Source organism: Amycolatopsis sp. NPDC028719, assembly GCF_055565395.1.
On record NZ_JBVHUL010000001.1, the window covers coordinates 1291888 to 1309222 of the forward strand.

17 protein-coding genes are annotated in these 17335 nt (G+C 72.1%); 12 read left to right on the forward strand and 5 right to left on the reverse strand.

Annotated features, from left to right (window positions below):
* The first annotated feature begins 74 nt into the window (after positions 1–74).
* Genes ACZ4TR_RS06440 through ribA form a run of 6 tightly spaced genes read left to right on the forward strand, consistent with a single transcriptional unit; the run spans position 75 to position 5051 of the window.
* A complete protein-coding gene (locus ACZ4TR_RS06440) occupies positions 75–1037 on the forward strand; it encodes a zinc-dependent alcohol dehydrogenase (protein ID WP_465286027.1) in 963 nt (320 codons plus the stop codon).
* Positions 1038–1068: 31 nt separating this feature from the next.
* On the forward strand, positions 1069–1467 hold the full coding sequence (locus ACZ4TR_RS06445) for a 6-pyruvoyl trahydropterin synthase family protein (RefSeq protein WP_284742883.1): 399 nt from the start codon (positions 1069–1071) through the stop codon (positions 1465–1467).
* Positions 1464–2531 carry a glycosyltransferase family 4 protein gene (locus tag ACZ4TR_RS06450; RefSeq protein ID WP_465286028.1) on the forward strand — a complete coding sequence of 356 codons (1068 nt, stop codon included), beginning with the start codon at positions 1464–1466 and terminating at the stop codon, positions 2529–2531. The genes ACZ4TR_RS06445 and ACZ4TR_RS06450 overlap by 4 nt, the downstream gene beginning before the upstream one ends.
* Entirely contained in the window at positions 2528–3385 is an 858-nt protein-coding gene (locus ACZ4TR_RS06455; protein WP_465286029.1) for a methyltransferase domain-containing protein, read from the forward strand. The genes ACZ4TR_RS06450 and ACZ4TR_RS06455 overlap by 4 nt, the downstream gene beginning before the upstream one ends.
* Positions 3382–4401: a lysylphosphatidylglycerol synthase transmembrane domain-containing protein gene (locus ACZ4TR_RS06460; protein ID WP_465286030.1), complete on the forward strand. Its 1020-nt coding sequence runs from the start codon at positions 3382–3384 to the stop codon at positions 4399–4401. Before ACZ4TR_RS06455 ends, ACZ4TR_RS06460 begins: the two co-directional genes overlap by 4 nt.
* Complete coding sequence (gene ribA, locus ACZ4TR_RS06465; protein ID WP_465286031.1) at positions 4398–5051, forward strand: GTP cyclohydrolase II; 654 nt, start codon at positions 4398–4400, stop codon at positions 5049–5051. Before ACZ4TR_RS06460 ends, ribA begins: the two co-directional genes overlap by 4 nt.
* On the opposite strand, the gene ACZ4TR_RS06470 is transcribed toward ribA, so the two are convergent.
* Positions 5040–5738, reverse strand: coding sequence for a creatininase family protein (locus ACZ4TR_RS06470; protein ID WP_465286032.1), 699 nt, complete (start codon positions 5736–5738; stop codon positions 5040–5042). The two genes, ribA and ACZ4TR_RS06470, sit on opposite strands and share 12 nt — an antisense overlap.
* 29 nt (positions 5739–5767) lie before the next feature.
* Between ACZ4TR_RS06470 and ACZ4TR_RS06475 the strand changes: the two genes are divergently transcribed.
* The 5 genes from ACZ4TR_RS06475 (at position 5768) to ACZ4TR_RS06495 (ending at position 10614) form a co-directional block, all read left to right on the forward strand.
* A complete protein-coding gene (locus ACZ4TR_RS06475) occupies positions 5768–6568 on the forward strand; it encodes an inositol monophosphatase family protein (protein ID WP_465286033.1) in 801 nt (266 codons plus the stop codon).
* A 141-nt stretch (positions 6569–6709) separates the two neighbouring features.
* Positions 6710–8209 (forward strand): serine/threonine-protein kinase, encoded by a 1500-nt coding sequence (locus ACZ4TR_RS06480; RefSeq protein WP_465286034.1) that lies wholly within the window; start codon positions 6710–6712, stop codon positions 8207–8209.
* Between the two features lie 120 nt (positions 8210–8329).
* On the forward strand, positions 8330–9388 hold the full coding sequence (locus tag ACZ4TR_RS06485; RefSeq protein ID WP_465286035.1) for a glycosyltransferase: 1059 nt from the start codon (positions 8330–8332) through the stop codon (positions 9386–9388).
* 103 nt (positions 9389–9491) lie between these two features.
* Positions 9492–9656 carry a hypothetical protein gene (locus ACZ4TR_RS06490; RefSeq protein WP_465286036.1) on the forward strand — a complete coding sequence of 55 codons (165 nt, stop codon included), beginning with the start codon at positions 9492–9494 and terminating at the stop codon, positions 9654–9656.
* A gap of 37 nt (positions 9657–9693) precedes the next feature.
* Positions 9694–10614, forward strand: a complete 921-nt coding sequence (locus ACZ4TR_RS06495) for an RNA polymerase subunit sigma-70 (RefSeq protein WP_465286037.1) — start codon at positions 9694–9696, stop codon at positions 10612–10614.
* Between the two features lie 54 nt (positions 10615–10668).
* On the opposite strand, the gene ACZ4TR_RS06500 is transcribed toward ACZ4TR_RS06495, so the two are convergent.
* The 3 genes from ACZ4TR_RS06500 to ACZ4TR_RS06510 all read right to left on the reverse strand — a co-directional run bounded on the left by ACZ4TR_RS06500 (position 10669) and on the right by ACZ4TR_RS06510 (position 15820).
* Entirely contained in the window at positions 10669–13911 is a 3243-nt protein-coding gene (locus ACZ4TR_RS06500; RefSeq protein WP_465286038.1) for a GH92 family glycosyl hydrolase, read from the reverse strand.
* Positions 13912–14042: 131 nt separating this feature from the next.
* Positions 14043–14666 (reverse strand): response regulator, encoded by a 624-nt coding sequence (locus tag ACZ4TR_RS06505; protein WP_465286039.1) that lies wholly within the window; start codon positions 14664–14666, stop codon positions 14043–14045.
* Positions 14663–15820: a sensor histidine kinase gene (locus ACZ4TR_RS06510; protein ID WP_465286040.1), complete on the reverse strand. Its 1158-nt coding sequence runs from the start codon at positions 15818–15820 to the stop codon at positions 14663–14665. The genes ACZ4TR_RS06505 and ACZ4TR_RS06510 overlap by 4 nt, the downstream gene beginning before the upstream one ends.
* A gap of 104 nt (positions 15821–15924) precedes the next feature.
* On the opposite strand from ACZ4TR_RS06510, the gene ACZ4TR_RS06515 reads away from it, so the two are divergent.
* Positions 15925–16440 carry a GlcG/HbpS family heme-binding protein gene (locus ACZ4TR_RS06515; protein ID WP_465286041.1) on the forward strand — a complete coding sequence of 172 codons (516 nt, stop codon included), beginning with the start codon at positions 15925–15927 and terminating at the stop codon, positions 16438–16440.
* A gap of 28 nt (positions 16441–16468) precedes the next feature.
* Here ACZ4TR_RS06515 and ACZ4TR_RS06520 read toward each other — a convergent pair whose 3' ends face one another.
* Positions 16469–17311: a LysR family transcriptional regulator gene (locus ACZ4TR_RS06520; RefSeq protein WP_364518586.1), complete on the reverse strand. Its 843-nt coding sequence runs from the start codon at positions 17309–17311 to the stop codon at positions 16469–16471.
* Between the last annotated feature and the right edge of the window lie 24 nt (positions 17312–17335).

A 17335-nucleotide genomic window follows, 5' to 3' on the forward strand; every position in this document is an offset into this window, starting at 1 on the left:
AACTCCGCGAATCGGCACGGGTGCTCATAAGGTGGCGGCGACACCAGCCTCCGGTCGCCTGCAGAGGAGAACACGTGGAACAGGCTTTCTGGGTTCAAAGCCCCGGCGAAGGTGCCCTCCGTTCCGTGACCTTGCGTGAGCCGGGCGACGGCGAAGTCCTCGTCCGCACGCTCTGCTCCGGCGTCTCCCGCGGCACCGAAACCCTCGTCTTCCGCGGCGGCGTCCCGGCGAACCAGCACGACGTCATGCGCGCGCCGTTCCAGGAGGGCGAGTTCCCCGGGCCGGTGAAGTACGGCTACCTCAACGTCGGCGTCGTCGAGCAGGGCCCCGACGAGCTGACGGGGCGGACCGTCTTCTGCCTCTACCCGCACCAGACCGCGTACGTCGTCCCCGCGAGCGCCGTGACGCCGGTGCCGGACGCCGTCCCGCCCGGCCGCGCGATCCTCGCCGGCACCGTCGAGACCGCGGTCAACGCCGTCTGGGACGCGAAGCCGAAGCTCGGCGACCGGATCGCCGTGATCGGCGCCGGCATGGTCGGCTGCAGTGTCGCGAAACTGCTCCAGGGCTTTCCGGCCACCCGTGTGCAGCTGATCGACGTCGACCCGTCACGCGCGGAGATCGCCGAGGCTCTCGGGGTCGAGTTCTCGACGCCGGAAGCCGCGAAAACCGACTGCGACCTCGTCGTGCACGCGAGCGCGTCCGAAGCGGGACTCGCCAAAGCCCTGGAGCTGCTCGCGCCGGAAGGCGAGGTCGTCGAACTGTCCTGGTACGGCGACCGCCGGGTGAGCGTGCCGCTCGGGGAGAACTTCCATTCGCGCCGGCTGACGATCCGCAGCAGCCAGGTCGGGACGGTCGCGCGGCCCGACCGCGACTACGCCCAGCGGCTCGGCCTCGCCCTCGAACTGCTGGCCGATCCGGCGTTCGAAGCACTGGTCAGCGGCGAGTGCATGTTTGAAGATCTTCCCACCGTGCTACCCCGGCTCGCCGCGAATGAACTTTCCGCCCTCTGCCTCCGTGTCATGTATCAGCCGCAGTGACCACGTCCACCCGAACGCATCGGAGGTCTTGGTGTTCAGCATCACCGTCCGTGACCACGTGATGGTCGCCCACAGCTTCCGCGGGGAAGTCTTCGGACCCGCGCAACGCCTGCACGGCGCGACCTTCGTGGTGGATGCCACCTTCCGCCGCACCGACCTCGACGAGGACAACATCGTCGTCGACATCGGCAAGGCCACGGAAGAGCTCGGGGCGGTGCTGAGCGACCTGAACTACCGCAACCTCGATGACGAGCCGGTGTTCAAGGGCATCAACACCTCGACCGAGTACCTCGCGAAGGTCATCGCCGACCGCCTCGCCGACGCCGTCCACGCCGGACGCCTCGGCGAAGGCGCCCGCGGCCTCGAAGGCATCGCCGTCTCGCTGAAGGAATCGCACGTCGCCTGGGCGAGTTACGAGCGTGCGCTGTGAACAGTCTCTACGTGATCCTCCCGGGGGACGTCGACGACGCGTCGGTCCCGAGTGGCGGCAACACCTACGACCGCCGGGTGTGCGACCGGCTCACCGAGGCCGGCCTCGACGTCCACGAGATCGCCGTCTCCGGCAGCTGGCCGCGCCCGGACACCGAGGCCCGCGCGGTCCTCGGCCACCTGCTCTCCGCGCTTCCCACCGGGGCCGCGGTGCTGCTCGACGGCCTGGTCGCGTGCGGCGTGCCCGAAGTGATCGTCCCGCAGGCGCGCCGGCTGTCGCTTTCGGTGCTGGTGCACCTGCCGCTGGCCGACGAGACCGGCCTGCCGCCCGCGCTGGCCGCCGAGCTCGACGCGCTCGAGCGCGACACGCTGCGGGCCGCCAGCTCCGTCATCGCGACCAGCGAGTGGGCCGCGCGCCGGCTGGTGAGCCACCACGGTCTCGCCCCGCACCGCGTGCACGCCGTGCCGCCCGGCGTCGACCCGGCACCGCCGGCCATCGGCACCGACGGCATGTCGCGCCTGGTCTGCGTGGCCAACGTGACCCCGCGCAAGGGCCAGGGCGTGCTCGCCCAGGCCCTGGAAACCGTCGCCGACCTGCGCTGGACGTGCGAGTGCGTCGGCGGGATCCGGCGCGAGACGAAGTACGTCGAGCGGCTGCGCGAGCACCGGCTCGGCGACCGCTTCACCCTCACCGGTCCCCGCACCGGCGCCGCGCTGGCCGCCACCTACCACTCCGCCGACCTGCTCGTCCTGCCCTCGCGCGGCGAGACGTTCGGCATGGTCGTCACCGAAGCCCTCGCCCGCGGCGTGCCCGTGCTGACCACCGACGTCGACGCGCTGCCCGACACCGTCGGCGTCGCGCCGGACGGCTCGGTCCCGGGCATGCTCGTGCCCGGCGACGACGTCGAAGCGCTCGGTGCCGCCCTGCGCCGCTGGCTCACCGAGCCCGAGCTGCGGGCGCGGCTGCGCGCCTCGGCGAAGCTGCGCCGCGAGACCCTGACCAGCTGGGACGACACCGCCCGCCGGATCGCCGACGTCCTGCAGCGGCAGGAGGCGGCGGCATGAGTGAGCTTGCGAGCGAATCAGTCAGCACCGCCGCGTTCGCGCCCGACTGGCTCTACCTGCGCGAACCCGCCGACGCCGCGGCCCGCGCCACCGAACTCGTCGACACGCTGCGCGAGCACCTGCCGGCCGGCGACCTGATCATCCGCGACCTCGGCTGCGGCACCGGCTCGCTCGGCCGCTGGCTGGCCGCGCGCCTGCCCGGCACCCAGCACTGGATCCTGCACGACGAGGACGCGGAACTGCTCACCCGCGCCCGCACATCCCTGCCGGCCACCACGCTGGACGGCAGCCCCGTCGACGTCGTCACCGAGCAGCGCGACGTCACCGCGCTGCGCGCCGCCGACCTCGCCGGGACGTCGCTGGTCACCGCGTCCGCGCTGCTCGACCTGCTGACCGAGGCCGAGGTCACGGCGCTGGCCAGGGCGATCGTCGAAGCGGGCTGCGCGGCGCTGCTGATGCTCTCGGTCACCGGCCGGGTGGAACTGTCGCCCGCCGACCCGCTCGACGCCGCTCTCTCCTCCTCGTTCAACGCCCACCAGCGCCGGCTTACCGGGGGTCGGCGGCTGCTCGGCCCCACCGCGATGGACGTCGCCGCGACCGCGTTCGGCAGGCTCGGCGCCACGGTCGTGCGCGCCGAGAGCGCCTGGCGGCTCGGACCCGAGCAGGCCGAACTGCAGCGGCAGTGGCTCGAGGGGTGGGTCGGCGCCGCCGTCGAGCAGCTGTGGGAACTGCGCCCGGCCGCCGAGGTCTACCTCCAGCGGCGGCTCGAAATGGCCGACGCCGCCGAGCTGCACGCGGTGATCCACCACGGTGACCTGCTGGTCCTGCCGCCGAGCCCGGAGGTGGCGGCGTGAAGCGCGCGCTGGCCTGGCTGCGGATCCTCGGCGCGTTGGCCATCCTCGGTGTCCTCGTCTGGCAGCTCGGCAGCGACGCCTTCCTCGACGGCCTCGGCCGGATCAGCGCGCCCGGCGTGCTCGCCGCCCTGGTCATCGGCTTCGCGACGACGCTGTTCAGCGCGGGGCGCTGGCAGATCGTCGCGACCCGGCTCGGCCTGCGGCTTTCGCTGCGCGGGGCGGTCGGCGACTACTACCGCGCGCTGTTCCTCAACGGCGTGCTGCCCGCGGGCGTCCTCGGTGACGTCCACCGCGCGGTGCAGCACGGCCGCGACTCGGGCGACGTGCCGCGCGGCGTGCGCGCCGTCGTCCTCGAGCGCACCGCCGGCCAGTTCGTCCTGATCGCGTCCGCGGTCACCGTCGTGCTCGTGTCGCCGGACGTCGTGCCCGGCGCGTTCCGCGAGGTCGTGACGATCACCGGGGTGGTCGTCGTGCTGGCCGCCGTCGGCGCGCTCGTGGCCGGCCGACTGTTCGGCGGGCGGTGGATCCACAGCGAGTCGAAGTGGCGTCGCGGTTTCGCCGTCACCCTCGCCGACCTGCGGCTGGGCCTGTTCACCCGCGAGACGTGGCCCGGCGTGGGCTTCCTGTCGATCGCGACGCTGGCCGGGCACCTGGCGCTGTTCGTCGTCGCCGCCCGCGTCGCCGGGGTCGGCGCACCGGTCGGGCAGCTCGTGCCGCTGATGATCCTCGCGCTGCTCGCGATGGGTCTCCCGCTCAACGTCGGTGGCTTCGGCCCGCGCGAGGGCGTCTGCGCCCTGCTCTTCGGCGCGGCCGGGCTCGGCGCCGCCCAAGGCGTCACCGTCGCCGTCGTCTACGGAGTGCTCACGCTGGTCGCGAGCCTGCCCGGCGCCGGCGTCCTGCTCGTCCGGAGCGTCGCCGGGTTCCGCGTGACCCGCGCTCCGCACACCGGTGTCGTGTCCGCTCCGCGCATGGCGGCCGGCACCGGGATCGAATCGGAAGTGGGGTTGAAGTCATGACCGCAAGCGAAGTCGTCGGAGACCTGCCGCATCGTGCCGTCGTCGAGCGGGTGGTCGACACCCGGCTGCCGACCCGGCACGGGACGTTCCGCGCGGTCGGCTACCTCGATCGCACCGGCACCGAGCAGGTCGCGCTGGTCTACGGCGACGTCGCCCCGCTCGGCGCCCTGGTCCGCGTGCACAGCGAATGCCTGACCGGTGACGTCTTCGGCTCGACGCACTGCGAATGCGGCGACCAGCTGGCGGTGGCGCTGGACCGGATCGTCGAGGAGGGCTCGGGCGTGCTCGTCTACGTCCAGGGCCACGAGGGTCGCGGGATCGGCCTGCTCGCGAAGCTCGAGGCAATGCGGCTGCAGCAGGACGAGGGCCTCGACACGGTCGACGCGAACCTGGCGCAGGGCCTGCCGGTCGACGCCCGCGACTACCACGCGGCGGCGGGCATCCTGACCGACCTCGGCGTCCGCTCGGTACGCCTGCTGTCGAACAACCCGGCGAAGGTCGAACAGCTCACGCGCTACGGAATCCGGATCAGCGAGCGGGTTCCGCTGCTGGTTCCGCCGAACCCGGAAAGCCTGCAGTACCTCCGCACGAAGGCCGAGCGGATGGACCACCTGCTTCCGCACCTGGGGCAGGCGTTCTCAGGCGCCTAAGGCCTCGAGAACGCCGGCGAAGCGCTGGACCAGCGTGTCCAGCAGGACGTGCCCCTTCGCCGCGCTCGCCAGCGAAGGACGGCCGACCACCCCCGACTCCGTGTATGCCCGCAGGCCCAGCGTCAGCAGGTGTTCCCGGTCGGTGACGTGGTCGGCCGTCTCGTGGCCGGGCCGGACGAGGTGCGGGTGCGCGTGCAGCAGGATCGACGTCTCCAGTTCGCCGGCGTGCATGTCGTCGTCCAGCGACGTGCGCAGGCCGGCCGCCGTGTGCGCCGCCTGCCAGTCCGCGACGCCGGGGAACAGTGCCATCGCGCCGGCGGCCTCCTGGACCACATTGGACAGTACGTAGTTGCCGCCGTGCCCGTTGACCAGCACCAGCCGCCCGACCTCGGACGCCTTGAGCGACGCGGCGACGTCGGTGACCACGGCGTGCAGCGTGCGGGCGGAGATGCTCACCGTGCCGGCCCACGCCGCGTGCTCGTGGGAGCACGAGATCGTGATCGGCGGCAGGTGGAGGACGGGATACGCCTCCGCCACCGCCTTTGCGAGGGTGGCCGCGATGACCGTGTCGGTCGTCAGGGGGAGGTGCGCGCCGTGCTGCTCGAAGCTGCCGATCGGCAGCACCGCGACCCCCGCGCCCCGCCGCTGCTCGTCGGCCGTCGTCGATAGCGGGAACAGGTCGGTCATGAGCACGTCCCTTCACTAGGTTGGAAGTCATGAGCGAGCATGCCGCACTACTCGACGTCGCGCGCGAAGCCGTGGCGAAGGCGACGGAGATCGTCCGGTCGCGCCCGGCTTTTTCCGTTTCCGCGAAAGGTGATCGCGACCTGGTGACCGACGTCGACATGGCGGTCGAGGACGCGCTGCGGGAGTTCCTCACCGCCGAGACGCCGGAGATCGGTGTCCTCGGCGAGGAGCGTGGCCGCAGCGGCGACGGCGGTGGCCGCTGGTGGGCGCTCGACCCGATCGACGGCACCGCCAACTTCGCCCGCGGGATTCCACTCTGCGGGATTTCCCTGGCGCTGGTGGACGGCGAGCACAGCACGGTCGCGGCGATCGCCCTGCCGTACCTCGGCGTCACGTACACCGCCGCGCGCGGCGAAGGTGCTTTCGCGAACGGGGAGCGCGTCGGCGCGTCCGCCGCGACGGAGCTGGCGGACGCGATGATCGCCGTCGGCGACTTCGCGATCGGCCGGTTGGCGGAAGAGAAGAACGCGGCGCGCCTGCGGCTGCTGTCGGACCTCGGCGGGCGGGCGCAGAAGATCCGGATGCTCGGCACCGCGGCGATCGACCTCGCCTGGGTGGCGGACGGAAAGCTCGACGCCGCACTGATCCTGTCCAACAACCCGTGGGACACCATGGCCGGCGTGCTGCTCGTGCGCGAGGCCGGCGGCGCCGTCGTGGACCGCGACGGCAGCGAGCACACGGTCGGTTCGTCGTCGACGATCGCCGTCGGTGCCGGGCTGCGCAAGGAGATCGTGGACGCACTTGATCGGGCCTACGGGGTTGTTCGTTAGGATTTGCGGGTACACGGTGGGCAGCGCCACAGCGCTCGATTGCGCTGTCCGTCCAAGGCTTTCGGTTACGTTGGTACCGGCCGGCGGATGATCCTGGCATGCTGGCCGGATCTCGTCGGGACACTTTGTCAAGAATGGTGGATGCTCGTGGAAAGTCGCCGGATCCGCGATCGGTACCGGCTGCTCGAGCCGATCGGCGGCGGCGCGATGGGCACGGTGTGGCGGGCCCAGGACGAAATGCTCGGCCGCACCGTGGCGATCAAGGAACTCCTGCTGCCGCACGACCACGACGAGCACCGCACCGAAGAGGCGAAGAACCGCGCGATGCGCGAGGCGCGGATCGCCGCCCGGTTGCAGCATTCCCACGCGATCACGGTGTTCGCCGTCCTCGAGGAGGAGGACCGGCCGTGGTTGATCATGGAGTACCTGGCGTCGAAGAGTTTCGCCGTCCTGATCCAGGACGAGCCCGTCTCCGTCGACGTCGCCATCCGCATCGGCGCGCAGATCAGTTCGGCGCTGGCCGGCGCGCACCGCGCCGGGATCGTGCACCGCGACGTGAAGCCGGCCAACATCCTGGTCTCCGACGACGGCACGGCGAAGATCACCGACTTCGGCATCTCCCGCGCCATCGGTGACGTCAAGCTGACGGCCACCGGCGAGATCGCCGGTACGCCCGCGTACCTCGCGCCCGAGGTGGCCCGCGGCGAGGACGCCGACTTCGCCGCCGACGTCTTCTCCCTCGGCGCCACGCTGTACGCGGCCGTCGAGGGGCAGCCGCCGTACGGCACGGCGGACAACCCGATCGCCTTGCTCTACAAGGCGTCCAGCGGGGAGATCGAGCCGCCGGCCAAGGCGGAGCGGCTGACCCCGCTGCTGGAGCGGATGCTCGCCACCGACCCGGCCGCGCGGCCGTCGATGGACGAGGTCGAGCAGGAGCTGCGCGCGCTGCTGACGGACGCGGAGCCGGGCGAGTCGGTGCTCGCGGCGACGATCCCGGAGGCCGAGGTGGCTGCCGCGGCTGCCGTGCCGACCGTCCCGGACACCGTCGCCGTACCGCCGCCGCCGTCGTCGTCGTCGCCCGGCGCGGTCGCCGCCGTGTCGCCGGGCGCGCGCAAGGGCATGATCGCCGTCGGGGCGGGCGCGGCGCTGCTGTGCGTCGCGGTCGTCGTCGCGATCCTGCTGGTCGTGCGGCAGAAGCCGCCGACGGACACCGCCGCGCCGCCGGCCACGTCCCAGCCGTCGGCTTCGGTTTCCGTGACACCGTCGCCGTCGGCGTCACCTTCACCGACGCCCACTTCGGCGCCGACGACCACGCCGCCGCCCACCTCGACGCCGGTGTCGCCGGTGTCCGCGACCAAGACGGCCGCCCAGGCTCTTTCCGACTACTACGCGCTGCTGCCGGGCAACCCGGCGCAGTCGTGGAACCTGCTCACCGCCAACTTCAAGGCGTCACGACACCAGACGTACGAGTCGTATCGGAGCTTCTGGGCGCGCTACAGGTCGGTGCAGGCGACCAACGTCAAGGAGGTCGGCCCCAGCAGGGTGACCGCGACCGTCCTCTACGACGGTGGCAAGGCCGAGAACGACACCTTCACGATGGTCCAGGTCAACGGCGTGTGGATGATTGACTCGCAGGACTGAACCAACTCGCCGCCGGCCGCGTGTGACAGATGAGCCGTCATCGTCGTCGACCGCGCTGGAGGTTGCCGTGTCCCGTCCCGCCGCTCTGCTCCGGCCTTCGCGATGAGGCCCGCCGACCCGATGGTGTTCATCCTCCCGGCCGCGCCGCCGGGGAGCGACACGTACGACAAGCGCATGTGCCAGAACCTGCCCGCCGTCGGGCAGCCGGTGCTGGAGCTGCCGCTCGCCGGCGACTGGCCGGAGCCGGACGCGACGTCCCGGCGTCGCCTGGCCAGATCCCTGGCCGCGCTGCCGGACCGGACGGTGGTGCTGCTCGACGGCGCGATCGCCTCGGGCGTACCCGAGATCGTCGTCCCGCACGCGCGGCGGCTGCGGCTGGCCGTGCTGGTGCACCAGGCCCTGGCCGACGAGCCGGGCCTCGACCCGGCGCACGCGGCGGAACTGGACGCGTGCGAGCGCGAGACGCTGCGGATGGCCGGGATGGTCGTCGCGACGAGCCCGTGGCTCGCCCGGCTGCTGATCGACCGCCACGACCTCGACCCGGGCCGCGTGTACGTGGCCAAGCCGGGCACCGACGCGGCCCCGCTCGCGGCCGGCGCCGACGGCGTCTCCCGGCTGCTGTGCGTCGGCGACGTGACCCGCCGCAACGGCCAGGACGTGCTGGTCCAGGCCCTCCGCGAGGTCGACCACCTGGCGCTGTCCTGCGTGATGGCCGGCTCGCTGGAGGTGGACCGGGGGTACGTGGACGAGCTGGGGTGGTCCATCGAGCGCCTCGGCCTGGGCGGCCGCATCACGCTGACGGGCGACGCGGTCGACCTGGGCGCCGCCTACAACGCGGCTGACTTGCTGGTCATCCCGGCCCGCGCGGCGACGTCCGGGATGTTCGTCGCCCAGGCGCTGGCCCGCGGAATCCCGGTGCTGGCCACCGAGGTCGGCGGGGTGTACGACGCCCTCGGCGTCGACGCGGACGGCGAGATGCCGGGCCTGCTGGTCGAGCCGAACGACCCGTTTTCCCTGGCTGACGCGCTGCACCGCTGGTATGCGGACCCGGAGCTGCGCCGGTCCCTGAGGACGGCGGCCCTGGGCCGGGGAAGTGCGCTGGAGGAGTGGGAGGTCGCGGCGCGGCGGCTCACGCAGGCGCTGTCGAGGCTGGCTTCCGAGCCGCGCATCGTCGCCTGACGCTTGCCGCGGAGGCGGCGGTGGGCGCGGATCACCGCGCTCGTCCTCACCGCGCTCTCCACGATCGTGCTCGGCATCCCCGAGATCCCGGCTGCGCGACGAGATGGACTATTACCTGGTCACCACGCCGGCCGCGGACCTGCGACGCGACCGGCTCGATGCCTTCTACGCCGAACAGCAGGAACTCTGGGCCGACGTGAGCCGCCGGTGGGTCGAGTTCCGGAAGCACGACCGCGCGCCGCAGCCGGAAGTCCGGCCTTCGCCCTGACCGATTCCTTTCGCCGCCGCCGGCGGTCAGCAAGAGTGTGACCGTGGATTTCGAGCCGTACCGGCGTGAGCTGCTGGCCCACTGCTACCGCATGCTCGGCACTCCCGACGAAGCCGAGGACGTCGTCCAGGAGACCTACCTGCGCGCGTGGCGGGCCTACGACCGCTTCGAAGGCCGGGCCTCCGTCCGCTCCTGGCTCTACCGGATCGCGACGAACGCCTGCCTCACCGCGCTGGAGCAGCGGGGGCGGCGGCCGCTGCCGTCCGGGCTGGGCGCGCCCGCGGCCGATCCGGATGCGCCGCCCGTCCCGGCCGAACCCGCCGATCTCTGGCCGCGGCCGATCCCGGACGCCTTGGTCACGTCCGACGCCGACGACCCGGCGGAGATCGCGGTGGCCCGCGACGGCGTCCGGCTGGCGTTGATCGCCGGGCTGCAGTTGCTTCCGCCGCGCCAGCGCGCGGTGCTGATCCTGCGGGAGGTGCTGGCGTTCCCGGCGGCCGAGGTCGCGGAGATGCTCGGCACGAGCGTCGCGGCGGTGAAGAGCACCCTCCAGCGCGCCCGCGCCACCCTCCACGACGCTCCGGAGGTCGGCTCCCTCACCGAGCCCGAGCAGCGCGAACTCCTCGACCGCTACATGAGTGCGTTCATGAACTCGGACCTGGCGGCGCTGGAGAGCGTCCTGCGCGACGACGCGGTGATCGAGCCGGTGCCGTCCCGGACGTGGTTCGCCGGAAAGCGGACTTGTGTCGCATTCCTGCGACACGTAATGGGCGAGCCGGGCGAGTGGCACATGACGCCGACCCGAGCGAACGGCCAGCCCGCGGCGGCGGCCTGGTACCGCGGCGAGCCGTTCGGCTTGGCGGTGCTGACCCTCGGCAAGGGCGGCATCGCCCGGATCACCGTCTTCGGCTTCCCCGACCTGGTCGCCCGCTTCGCCGCCGCTCCCCGAGAGCCGTGAAGGCCTCCTTACCGGCTCAAGATGCCGGTAAGGAGGCCTTCACGGCTTTTCAGATCACGCCAGGGTGAGCGCGTAGATCTCGACCCGCGGGTCGTTCGGCAGGCTCACCGACTGCAGTGTCTTGCCGGAATCCAACGCGGCTGCGACGCCGAACAGCCGCACCGACGGCCCGTCGACTCCGCTGCCCGCCTTGATGCGGTGCGGCATGTCGAGCACGACCGACGCCCCCGAGCCCGCCCAGTCCGCGAACGTCACGGCCAGGTCGGCGCTGGTCCCGTCGGTGTAGTGCGCGGTCAGCGTCGTCGACACCGGCCCGTTGTGCGACGACCCGACCAGCTTCAACGCCGCGTGCTGACCCGCCGGGAGCAGCAGCGATTGGCCACGGGCCTCGACGAAGTTGGGCGAAGTCCCCGAAGCGTCCGGCGCCGCGTACGTGACGCCGTCCCAGGTCACCGGCCCGGCCGCGGGCAGCAGCGCGGCATCGTAACTCCAGCCTCCACCGTCGAAATTGCCGTCGGAAGACGCATCAACCGTCGCCGTGCCGTCGTGGTTGTAGTCGCGGCCCAGGTCGACCGCGCACGAAGTGCCCGGAACGCAAGCGGACGGTGTCCGCACCTCGACCGTGGCCGACCGGGAGACGCTGTTCGCGCCCAGCCCGGACACCTTGAACTGCACCGGGTACGTCCCCACCGCGGCCCCGGCGGGCACCGTCACCGTGATCGGCACCGTCTTCTGCACCGGCAGCCGTCCCGACCAGATCAGGTCGATCGGCTGGACCTTGACCTTCCACCCGGACGGCGCTGTCGCCGACACGGTCACCGGCTGCAGCGCCGGGTTCTGCGCGAGGACGTCGAGGTCGAGGTGCACCTGCTGGGCCGCGCCGGCCGGGATCACCACGGACGACTGCCGCAGCGACGCGTCGACGTGCCGCCGCAGGTCACCGATGGCGTCGTTCACCGACGGCGGCTCGGCAGCGGCCGAAGTACCCCACGAAGAAGGCTTCGACCCCAGCTTGTGCGAAAGCGTCCCGCCGTGCGCGATGGCGGACCAGTCCAGGGACGTCTGCCGGACGTCCCGGCCGTTGAGCGACACGCTCTGGACGTACCGGTTGGTGTCGCTCGCGCCCGGCGCGTTCACGGTCAGCGTGCCGCCCTGCGCACGGCCGTACTGTCCGATCCGGACGGTCGCCGACTCGAACTGCGGGCTCGACAGCGCGAGGAAGTTCGCGCCGCTCATCGTCGGGTACAGCCCGAGCGAGGAGAAGACGTACCACGCGGACATCGTGCCGAGGTCGTCGTTGCCGGTCATGCCGTCCGGGCCGGTGGTGAACAACGTCATCGCCGCGCGGACGACGGTCGCGGTCTTCGACGGCGTCCCGACCCAGTTGTACATGTACGGCGCGAGCAGGTCGGGCTCGTTGTTCGGGTTGTACGTCGGCTTGCCGTAGTAGTCGTACGGGCTGGAAATCCAGTCGTTGCGCGCGGTGCCCGCCGGATCCTTCAAAAGCTTGTCGTAGGCGAAGAAGGAGTCGAGCCGCTTCTCGGTCGGCTTCTTGCCGCCCATCAGCGAGACGAGCCCGGCCGGGTCCTGCGGCACGAGCCACTGGTACTGGTAGGCGCCGCCTTCGTGGAACTGGTGGTCGGCGTCGACCGGGTTGTACGGGGTGAGGAACGTGCCCTCGGTCGTGCGCGGGCGGAACTGCTGGATCGAGGAGTCCCACAAGTTGCGGTACCACTGGCCGCGGTCGGCGAACATCCGCGCGTCGGCGCCGTGGCCGAGCCCGCGGGCCATCAGCGCCAGCGCCGCGTCGGCCGCCGAGTACTCCATGGTCGCGGACGCCGGGTGCTCGCAGTCGTTGTCGCCGCCCTTGGCCGCGCAGTCCTTGCCGAGCTCGAGGCCACTCGGGATGTACCCGCGGTCGTTGTAGTAGTTGACGCCGGAGCGGCCGTTGTACGGCGAATCGGCGGGCGGCGTGCTCGTCGCGTTCTTCTTGAGCAGCCCGTACGCCTCTTCTTCGTGCCCGGCGAGCAGGCCCTTCGACCACGCTTCGACGAGGAACGGTGTCACGGGGTCGCCGGTCATGATGTTGGTTTCGCTCTCGGCCAGCGCCCACCGCGGCAGCCACCCGCCGTCCCGGCCGATGGCGACCACCGACAGCGCGACATCCCGCGCGACCTGCGGTTCGAGCATTTCGAGGAGCTGGTTCTGCGGCCGGTAGGTGTCCCAGAGCGAGAAGTTCTGGTACGGCGTGTAACCACTCGCGGTGTGCACCTTGCCGTCGAAGCCGGTGTACGCGCCGTCGGTGTCGCCGGCCAGGTTCGGGTGCAGCTGCGAGTGGTAGAGCGCGGTGTAGAACGCCGTCTGCCGCTCGGTGGTACCGCCGCCGATCTTGATGGCGCCGAGCCGGTCGGCCCACTGCTGGTGCAGCGCCGCGCGGGTGGCGTCGAAGTCGTAGTTCGACGTCTCCGCCGCCAGGTTCTTCCGCGCACCGTCGAGACCCGTGTACGACAGGCCGACCTTGAGGACGACGTCGTGGTCGGTGGTGGCGTCGAAGCTCGCCCAGGCGCCGTTGCCGCCGGTGCCCGCGGCGTCGCGGCTGCCGTCGGTGCGCGTCGAGCCGCGCCAGGTGCCGTAGGAGCTGAACGGCCGGTCGAAGGTGGCGGTGAAGTAGACGGTGTGCTCGTCGTGGCCGGCGCAGAACCCACCGGCGCGGACGCGGCCTTCGAGGGTCCGGTCGCCGACGACGTGGATCTCGGAGTCCTTGACGGACTGGTTGGCCTGGCCGGTGTTGAACAGGACGTTCGCCTGCCCGGTCGAGGGGAAGGTGTAGCGCTGCCAGCCGGTGCGCGCGGTGGCCGTCAGCTCGGCGTTCACTCCGTACTTCTGGAGGCCGACGCGGTAGTAGCCGGGCTCGGCGTGCTCGTCGTCGTGGCTGTACGGGGACTTGTAAGCGTCTTTGTCAACGTTGTCGACGGCGCCGGTGGTCGGCATGATCGGCAGCTCGCCCATGACGCCGCAGCCGACGCCGGACAGGTGCGTCTGGCTGAAGCCGTAGATCGCGTTCTGCAGGTAGTCGTAGCCGCCCTGACCGCCGGTGTCCGGGCTGACCTGCACCATTCCGAACGGCGCGCTCGCACCGGGGAACGTGTTGCCGAAGTTCTGCGTGCCGACGAACGGGTTGACGAGGCTCACCGGATCCACCGGGGCGGGCGCGGCCTGCGCCACGGCGGGCGCCAGGCCGACGACCACCACCCCCGCGGCCACCGCGGCGGCCAACCGTCTGCTCTGCGACCACATGGGCGCACCTCCAGGAGATGACAACGTTGTCAGAAGCGGACCTATGGTCAGGCCCTCGATCGGTGAGCAGCTTTCCACCTCGATGGGCGTTTGAGAAGACCTCGGCCTGCCGCTTCTCGCGGCAAAGGCGTCTAGTCCAGGATCCGCTGTGCCTTGGCCACCGCAACGGCCCCGGAGCGGGTGTCCACCTCGAGCTTCCCGTAGATCCGGCTCAGGTGGGTCTTGACGGTCGCTTCGCTGATGAACAGCGCGCGGGCGATCTCCTTGTTGCCCAGCCCCTGGGCGAGCTGGCGGAGGATGTCGAGTTCGCGGCCGGTCAGCGTGGGCCGCGGGGCGCGCAGCTGGGCCATCATCCGGTCGGCGACCGGCGGGGACACCGCGGTGCGCCCGGCCGCGGCCGCGTCGATCGCCGCGTACAGCTCGGTGGCCGAGCCGGCTTTCAGGAGGTACCCGGTGGCACCGGCGGCGATCGCGCGGCTGATGTCCGCGTCGGTGTCGTAGGTCGTCAGGACGAGGATCCGGGGTGCGCCGGGGGTGCTCCGGATCCGGCGCGTCGCTTCGATCCCGTCGATGCCGTCCCCGAGCTGGATGTCCATCAGGACGACGTCGGGCCGCACGGCCGCGGCGGTCGCGACGGCTTCCTCCCCGCCGGCTGCCTCGGCGACGACCTCGATGCCGTCCGCGCCTGATAGCAGGGCTCGCAATCCGGCGCGGACTACGGCGTGGTCGTCGCACACCAGGACGCGAATGGTCATGGGGCAGCCTCCAGCGGGATCGCGGCCGAAACGACCGTGCCCTGGCCGGGCGCGGACTCCACGGTCAGCCTGCCACCGAGCTGCCCGGCGCGGACCCGCATGGCCGGGAGCCCGTGACCGCGTTCGCCGGGCTCGGACTCGGTCACGAGGAACCCGCGCCCGTCGTCGGCGACGTCCAGCACGACCTGGTCGTCGAGGTAGGTGAGCGTGAGGACGACGTTGCCCGCGTCGGCGTGCTCACGCGCGTTGGCCAGCGCGCCCTGGGCGATCCGGACCACAGTGGACTGGACGCCCTCCGGCAGCGGGCGCTCGTCGCCGTCGATGCGGACCTCCACCGGCAGCCCGGCCCGGCCGGCCACGGCGCGCAACGCCTCCTCGAGGGTGGCGTCGGCGAGGTCGGCGGGCGCGAGGTCCTGGACGAGCCGGCGTGCCTCCGACAGGTTGCCCGCACCGACGCGCTGCGCGGCGCGCACGTGTTCGCGGGCCAGCTCGGGCCGGTCCCAGGCCTGGTCGGCGGCCTGCAGCAGCATCGCCTGGCTGGACAGGCCCTGCGCGAGCGCGTCGTGGAGCTCGCGGGACACCCGGTGCCGTTCGGCCAGCACGCCGGCTCGCCGCTCGGACTCCCGCAGCCGTTCGGCCTGCCGCCGCATGAAGGTGATGACGGCGGCGGTGACCGCGGCGATGGCGATCGGGACGATGGTGAGGTTCGGGTCGAAGCCGTCGGCCAGCCGGTTCTGCGAGACGACCACCAGTGCCGTGATCACGGCGACCAGGGCGAGGGCCTGCCCGGCCGGCAGCGTGCGCAGGCCGGTGACCAGCAGGGGGATGGCCGACCAGGCGAAGCTGGGGGCGAGCACCACCAGGACGATCCAAAGCGCCAGGACGACGGTCAGCCAGCGCAGGGTGCCCGGCCGGAAGACCAGGCCCACGCCGTACGCGAGGACCAGCGCCGCGGTGAACACGATCACCCAGGGCTGGAGCGGGTTGCCGTCGTGGCGCGTCAGGAAGCGGACCGCCGAAGCGAGCACCAGCAGGACGAACGCCGAGTGCAGGACCGCGGCGAGCCACCGCGCGTCGGAATCGGCCGTCATGCCGTCCATGCTCGCTCCCTTCGGGTCCGGCACCAGCGTCAGCCCGGCGGAACGGCCGCGCATCAGCCGATCGGATGACCCGGTTGTCGGCCGGGACGACGACCGGATCACCCCCGGGCCGGGCTGAAGCTGGAGTCATCGAACCCGATCGACCCGAGGAGCACACCATGATCGCCACCCGTACCCGGATCGCCGCCGTCGTCGCCGGCCTCGTCGCTGTCGGTGCGACGACCGTCGGCGCCGTGTCGGCCACCGCGGCCCCGGCCCCTTCCAAGGGCGTCATCCAGACGTCGCACCTGTCGATCGCCTCCGCGCAGAAGGCCGCCCAGGCCGCGCTGGACGCCGCGGGCCAGGCCGGCCAGCACGTGTCGGTCGCGGTGGTCGACCGCGACGGCAACACCGTCCTGACCCTGCGCGGCGACGGCGCGGGCCCGCAGTCCTACAGCTCGGCCCAGCAGAAGGCCTTCACGGCGGTGTCGTGGAACGCCAAGACGTCCGAGCTCGTCGGCCGCCTGCAGCAGGCCCCGACGCTGAAGGACATCGACGGCACGTTGTTCCTGGCCGGCGCGGTCCCGGTGACCGCGGGGTCCGCGCCGATCGCCGCGGTGGGTGTTGCCGGCGCGCCGTCCGGGGCGCAGGACGAGGCGTTCGCCCAGGCCGGTGTGGACGCGCTCGGCAAGTGACTCCCGTGCTCATGCCTGAGCGCGGTGGTCAAGCCCTGACGCCGGCGGTGGCGAGCAGCGCGGCAACACTCGGTTTGTGCTCGTCGCGCCGTCGCCAGGTCAGGGTGATGCCGGTCGTCCGCCCGGCCAGCGGGACGGCGACCGCGCCGGGGTGGTCGACCATCGCGGGCACGATGCCGCACCCGAGGCCGGCGGCCACGCAGCGCCCGAGCGCGGCGAGGCTGCCGACCTCGGTGCCGACCACCGGCCCGTCGATCCGGTCGAGCATCTCCCGGAAGCCGCAGCCCTTCGGCGTGGCGAGGAACCCGACGCCGCGAAGGTCGTCAGGCCGGATTTCTTCCTTCAGTGCCAACGGATGCCCGGGCGGTGCGATGACGACGAGCGGCACCTCGCCGAGCGTCCGGCCGGCGAACGCGGGATCGTCCGGCGGGGCGCCGAAGGTGACGCAAACGTCCATTTCGGACTCGCGGACGCCTCGGTACAGCTCGCCGCGCCCGCCTTCCTTGACGGACAGCCGGACGCGCGGCCACCGCGCCCGGTAAGCGGCGAGGATCGGCGGAACCCAGTGCGTGCACAGGGTTTCGAGCGCCCCGATGGTCAGGTCGCCTTCGGGCTCGCCGCGTTCCTCCTCGACGGCGGCCTTGGCTTCCTCGACGAGCTCGAGCACCTGGTCGGCGTACCCGGCCAGCCGTTCCCCGGCGGCCGTGAGCTTCCTGGTGGCGCGGTCGAAGAGCTGCGACCCGAGTTCGGCTTCGAGGGCCTGGATCTGTTCGGTGACACTGGACTGCGCGTAGTGCAGCTCGGCGGCGGCGTGCGTGAAGTTGAGCGTCCGCGCGACGACGCGGAAGGTGCGCAGGTGACGCAGTTCCATGACGGCCCCCATCGGCGTTCCCGA

Coding starts and splice junctions, on each gene's coding strand:
- ACZ4TR_RS06455 (WP_465286029.1), top strand. CDS start 2,528: ATGAGTGAGCTTGCGAGCGAATCAGTCAGCACCGCCGCGTTCGCGCCC.
- ribA (WP_465286031.1), top strand. CDS start 4,398: ATGACCGCAAGCGAAGTCGTCGGAGACCTGCCGCATCGTGCCGTCGTC.
- ACZ4TR_RS06470 (WP_465286032.1), bottom strand. CDS start 5,738: ATGACCGACCTGTTCCCGCTATCGACGACGGCCGACGAGCAGCGGCGG.
- ACZ4TR_RS06475 (WP_465286033.1), top strand. CDS start 5,768: ATGAGCGAGCATGCCGCACTACTCGACGTCGCGCGCGAAGCCGTGGCG.
- ACZ4TR_RS06480 (WP_465286034.1), top strand. CDS start 6,710: ATGCTCGTGGAAAGTCGCCGGATCCGCGATCGGTACCGGCTGCTCGAG.
- ACZ4TR_RS06485 (WP_465286035.1), top strand. CDS start 8,330: ATGGTGTTCATCCTCCCGGCCGCGCCGCCGGGGAGCGACACGTACGAC.
- ACZ4TR_RS06490 (WP_465286036.1), top strand. CDS start 9,492: ATGGACTATTACCTGGTCACCACGCCGGCCGCGGACCTGCGACGCGAC.
- ACZ4TR_RS06500 (WP_465286038.1), bottom strand. CDS start 13,911: ATGTGGTCGCAGAGCAGACGGTTGGCCGCCGCGGTGGCCGCGGGGGTG.
- ACZ4TR_RS06505 (WP_465286039.1), bottom strand. CDS start 14,666: ATGACCATTCGCGTCCTGGTGTGCGACGACCACGCCGTAGTCCGCGCC.
- ACZ4TR_RS06510 (WP_465286040.1), bottom strand. CDS start 15,820: ATGCGCGGCCGTTCCGCCGGGCTGACGCTGGTGCCGGACCCGAAGGGA.
- ACZ4TR_RS06515 (WP_465286041.1), top strand. CDS start 15,925: ATGATCGCCACCCGTACCCGGATCGCCGCCGTCGTCGCCGGCCTCGTC.
- ACZ4TR_RS06520 (WP_364518586.1), bottom strand. CDS start 17,311: ATGGAACTGCGTCACCTGCGCACCTTCCGCGTCGTCGCGCGGACGCTC.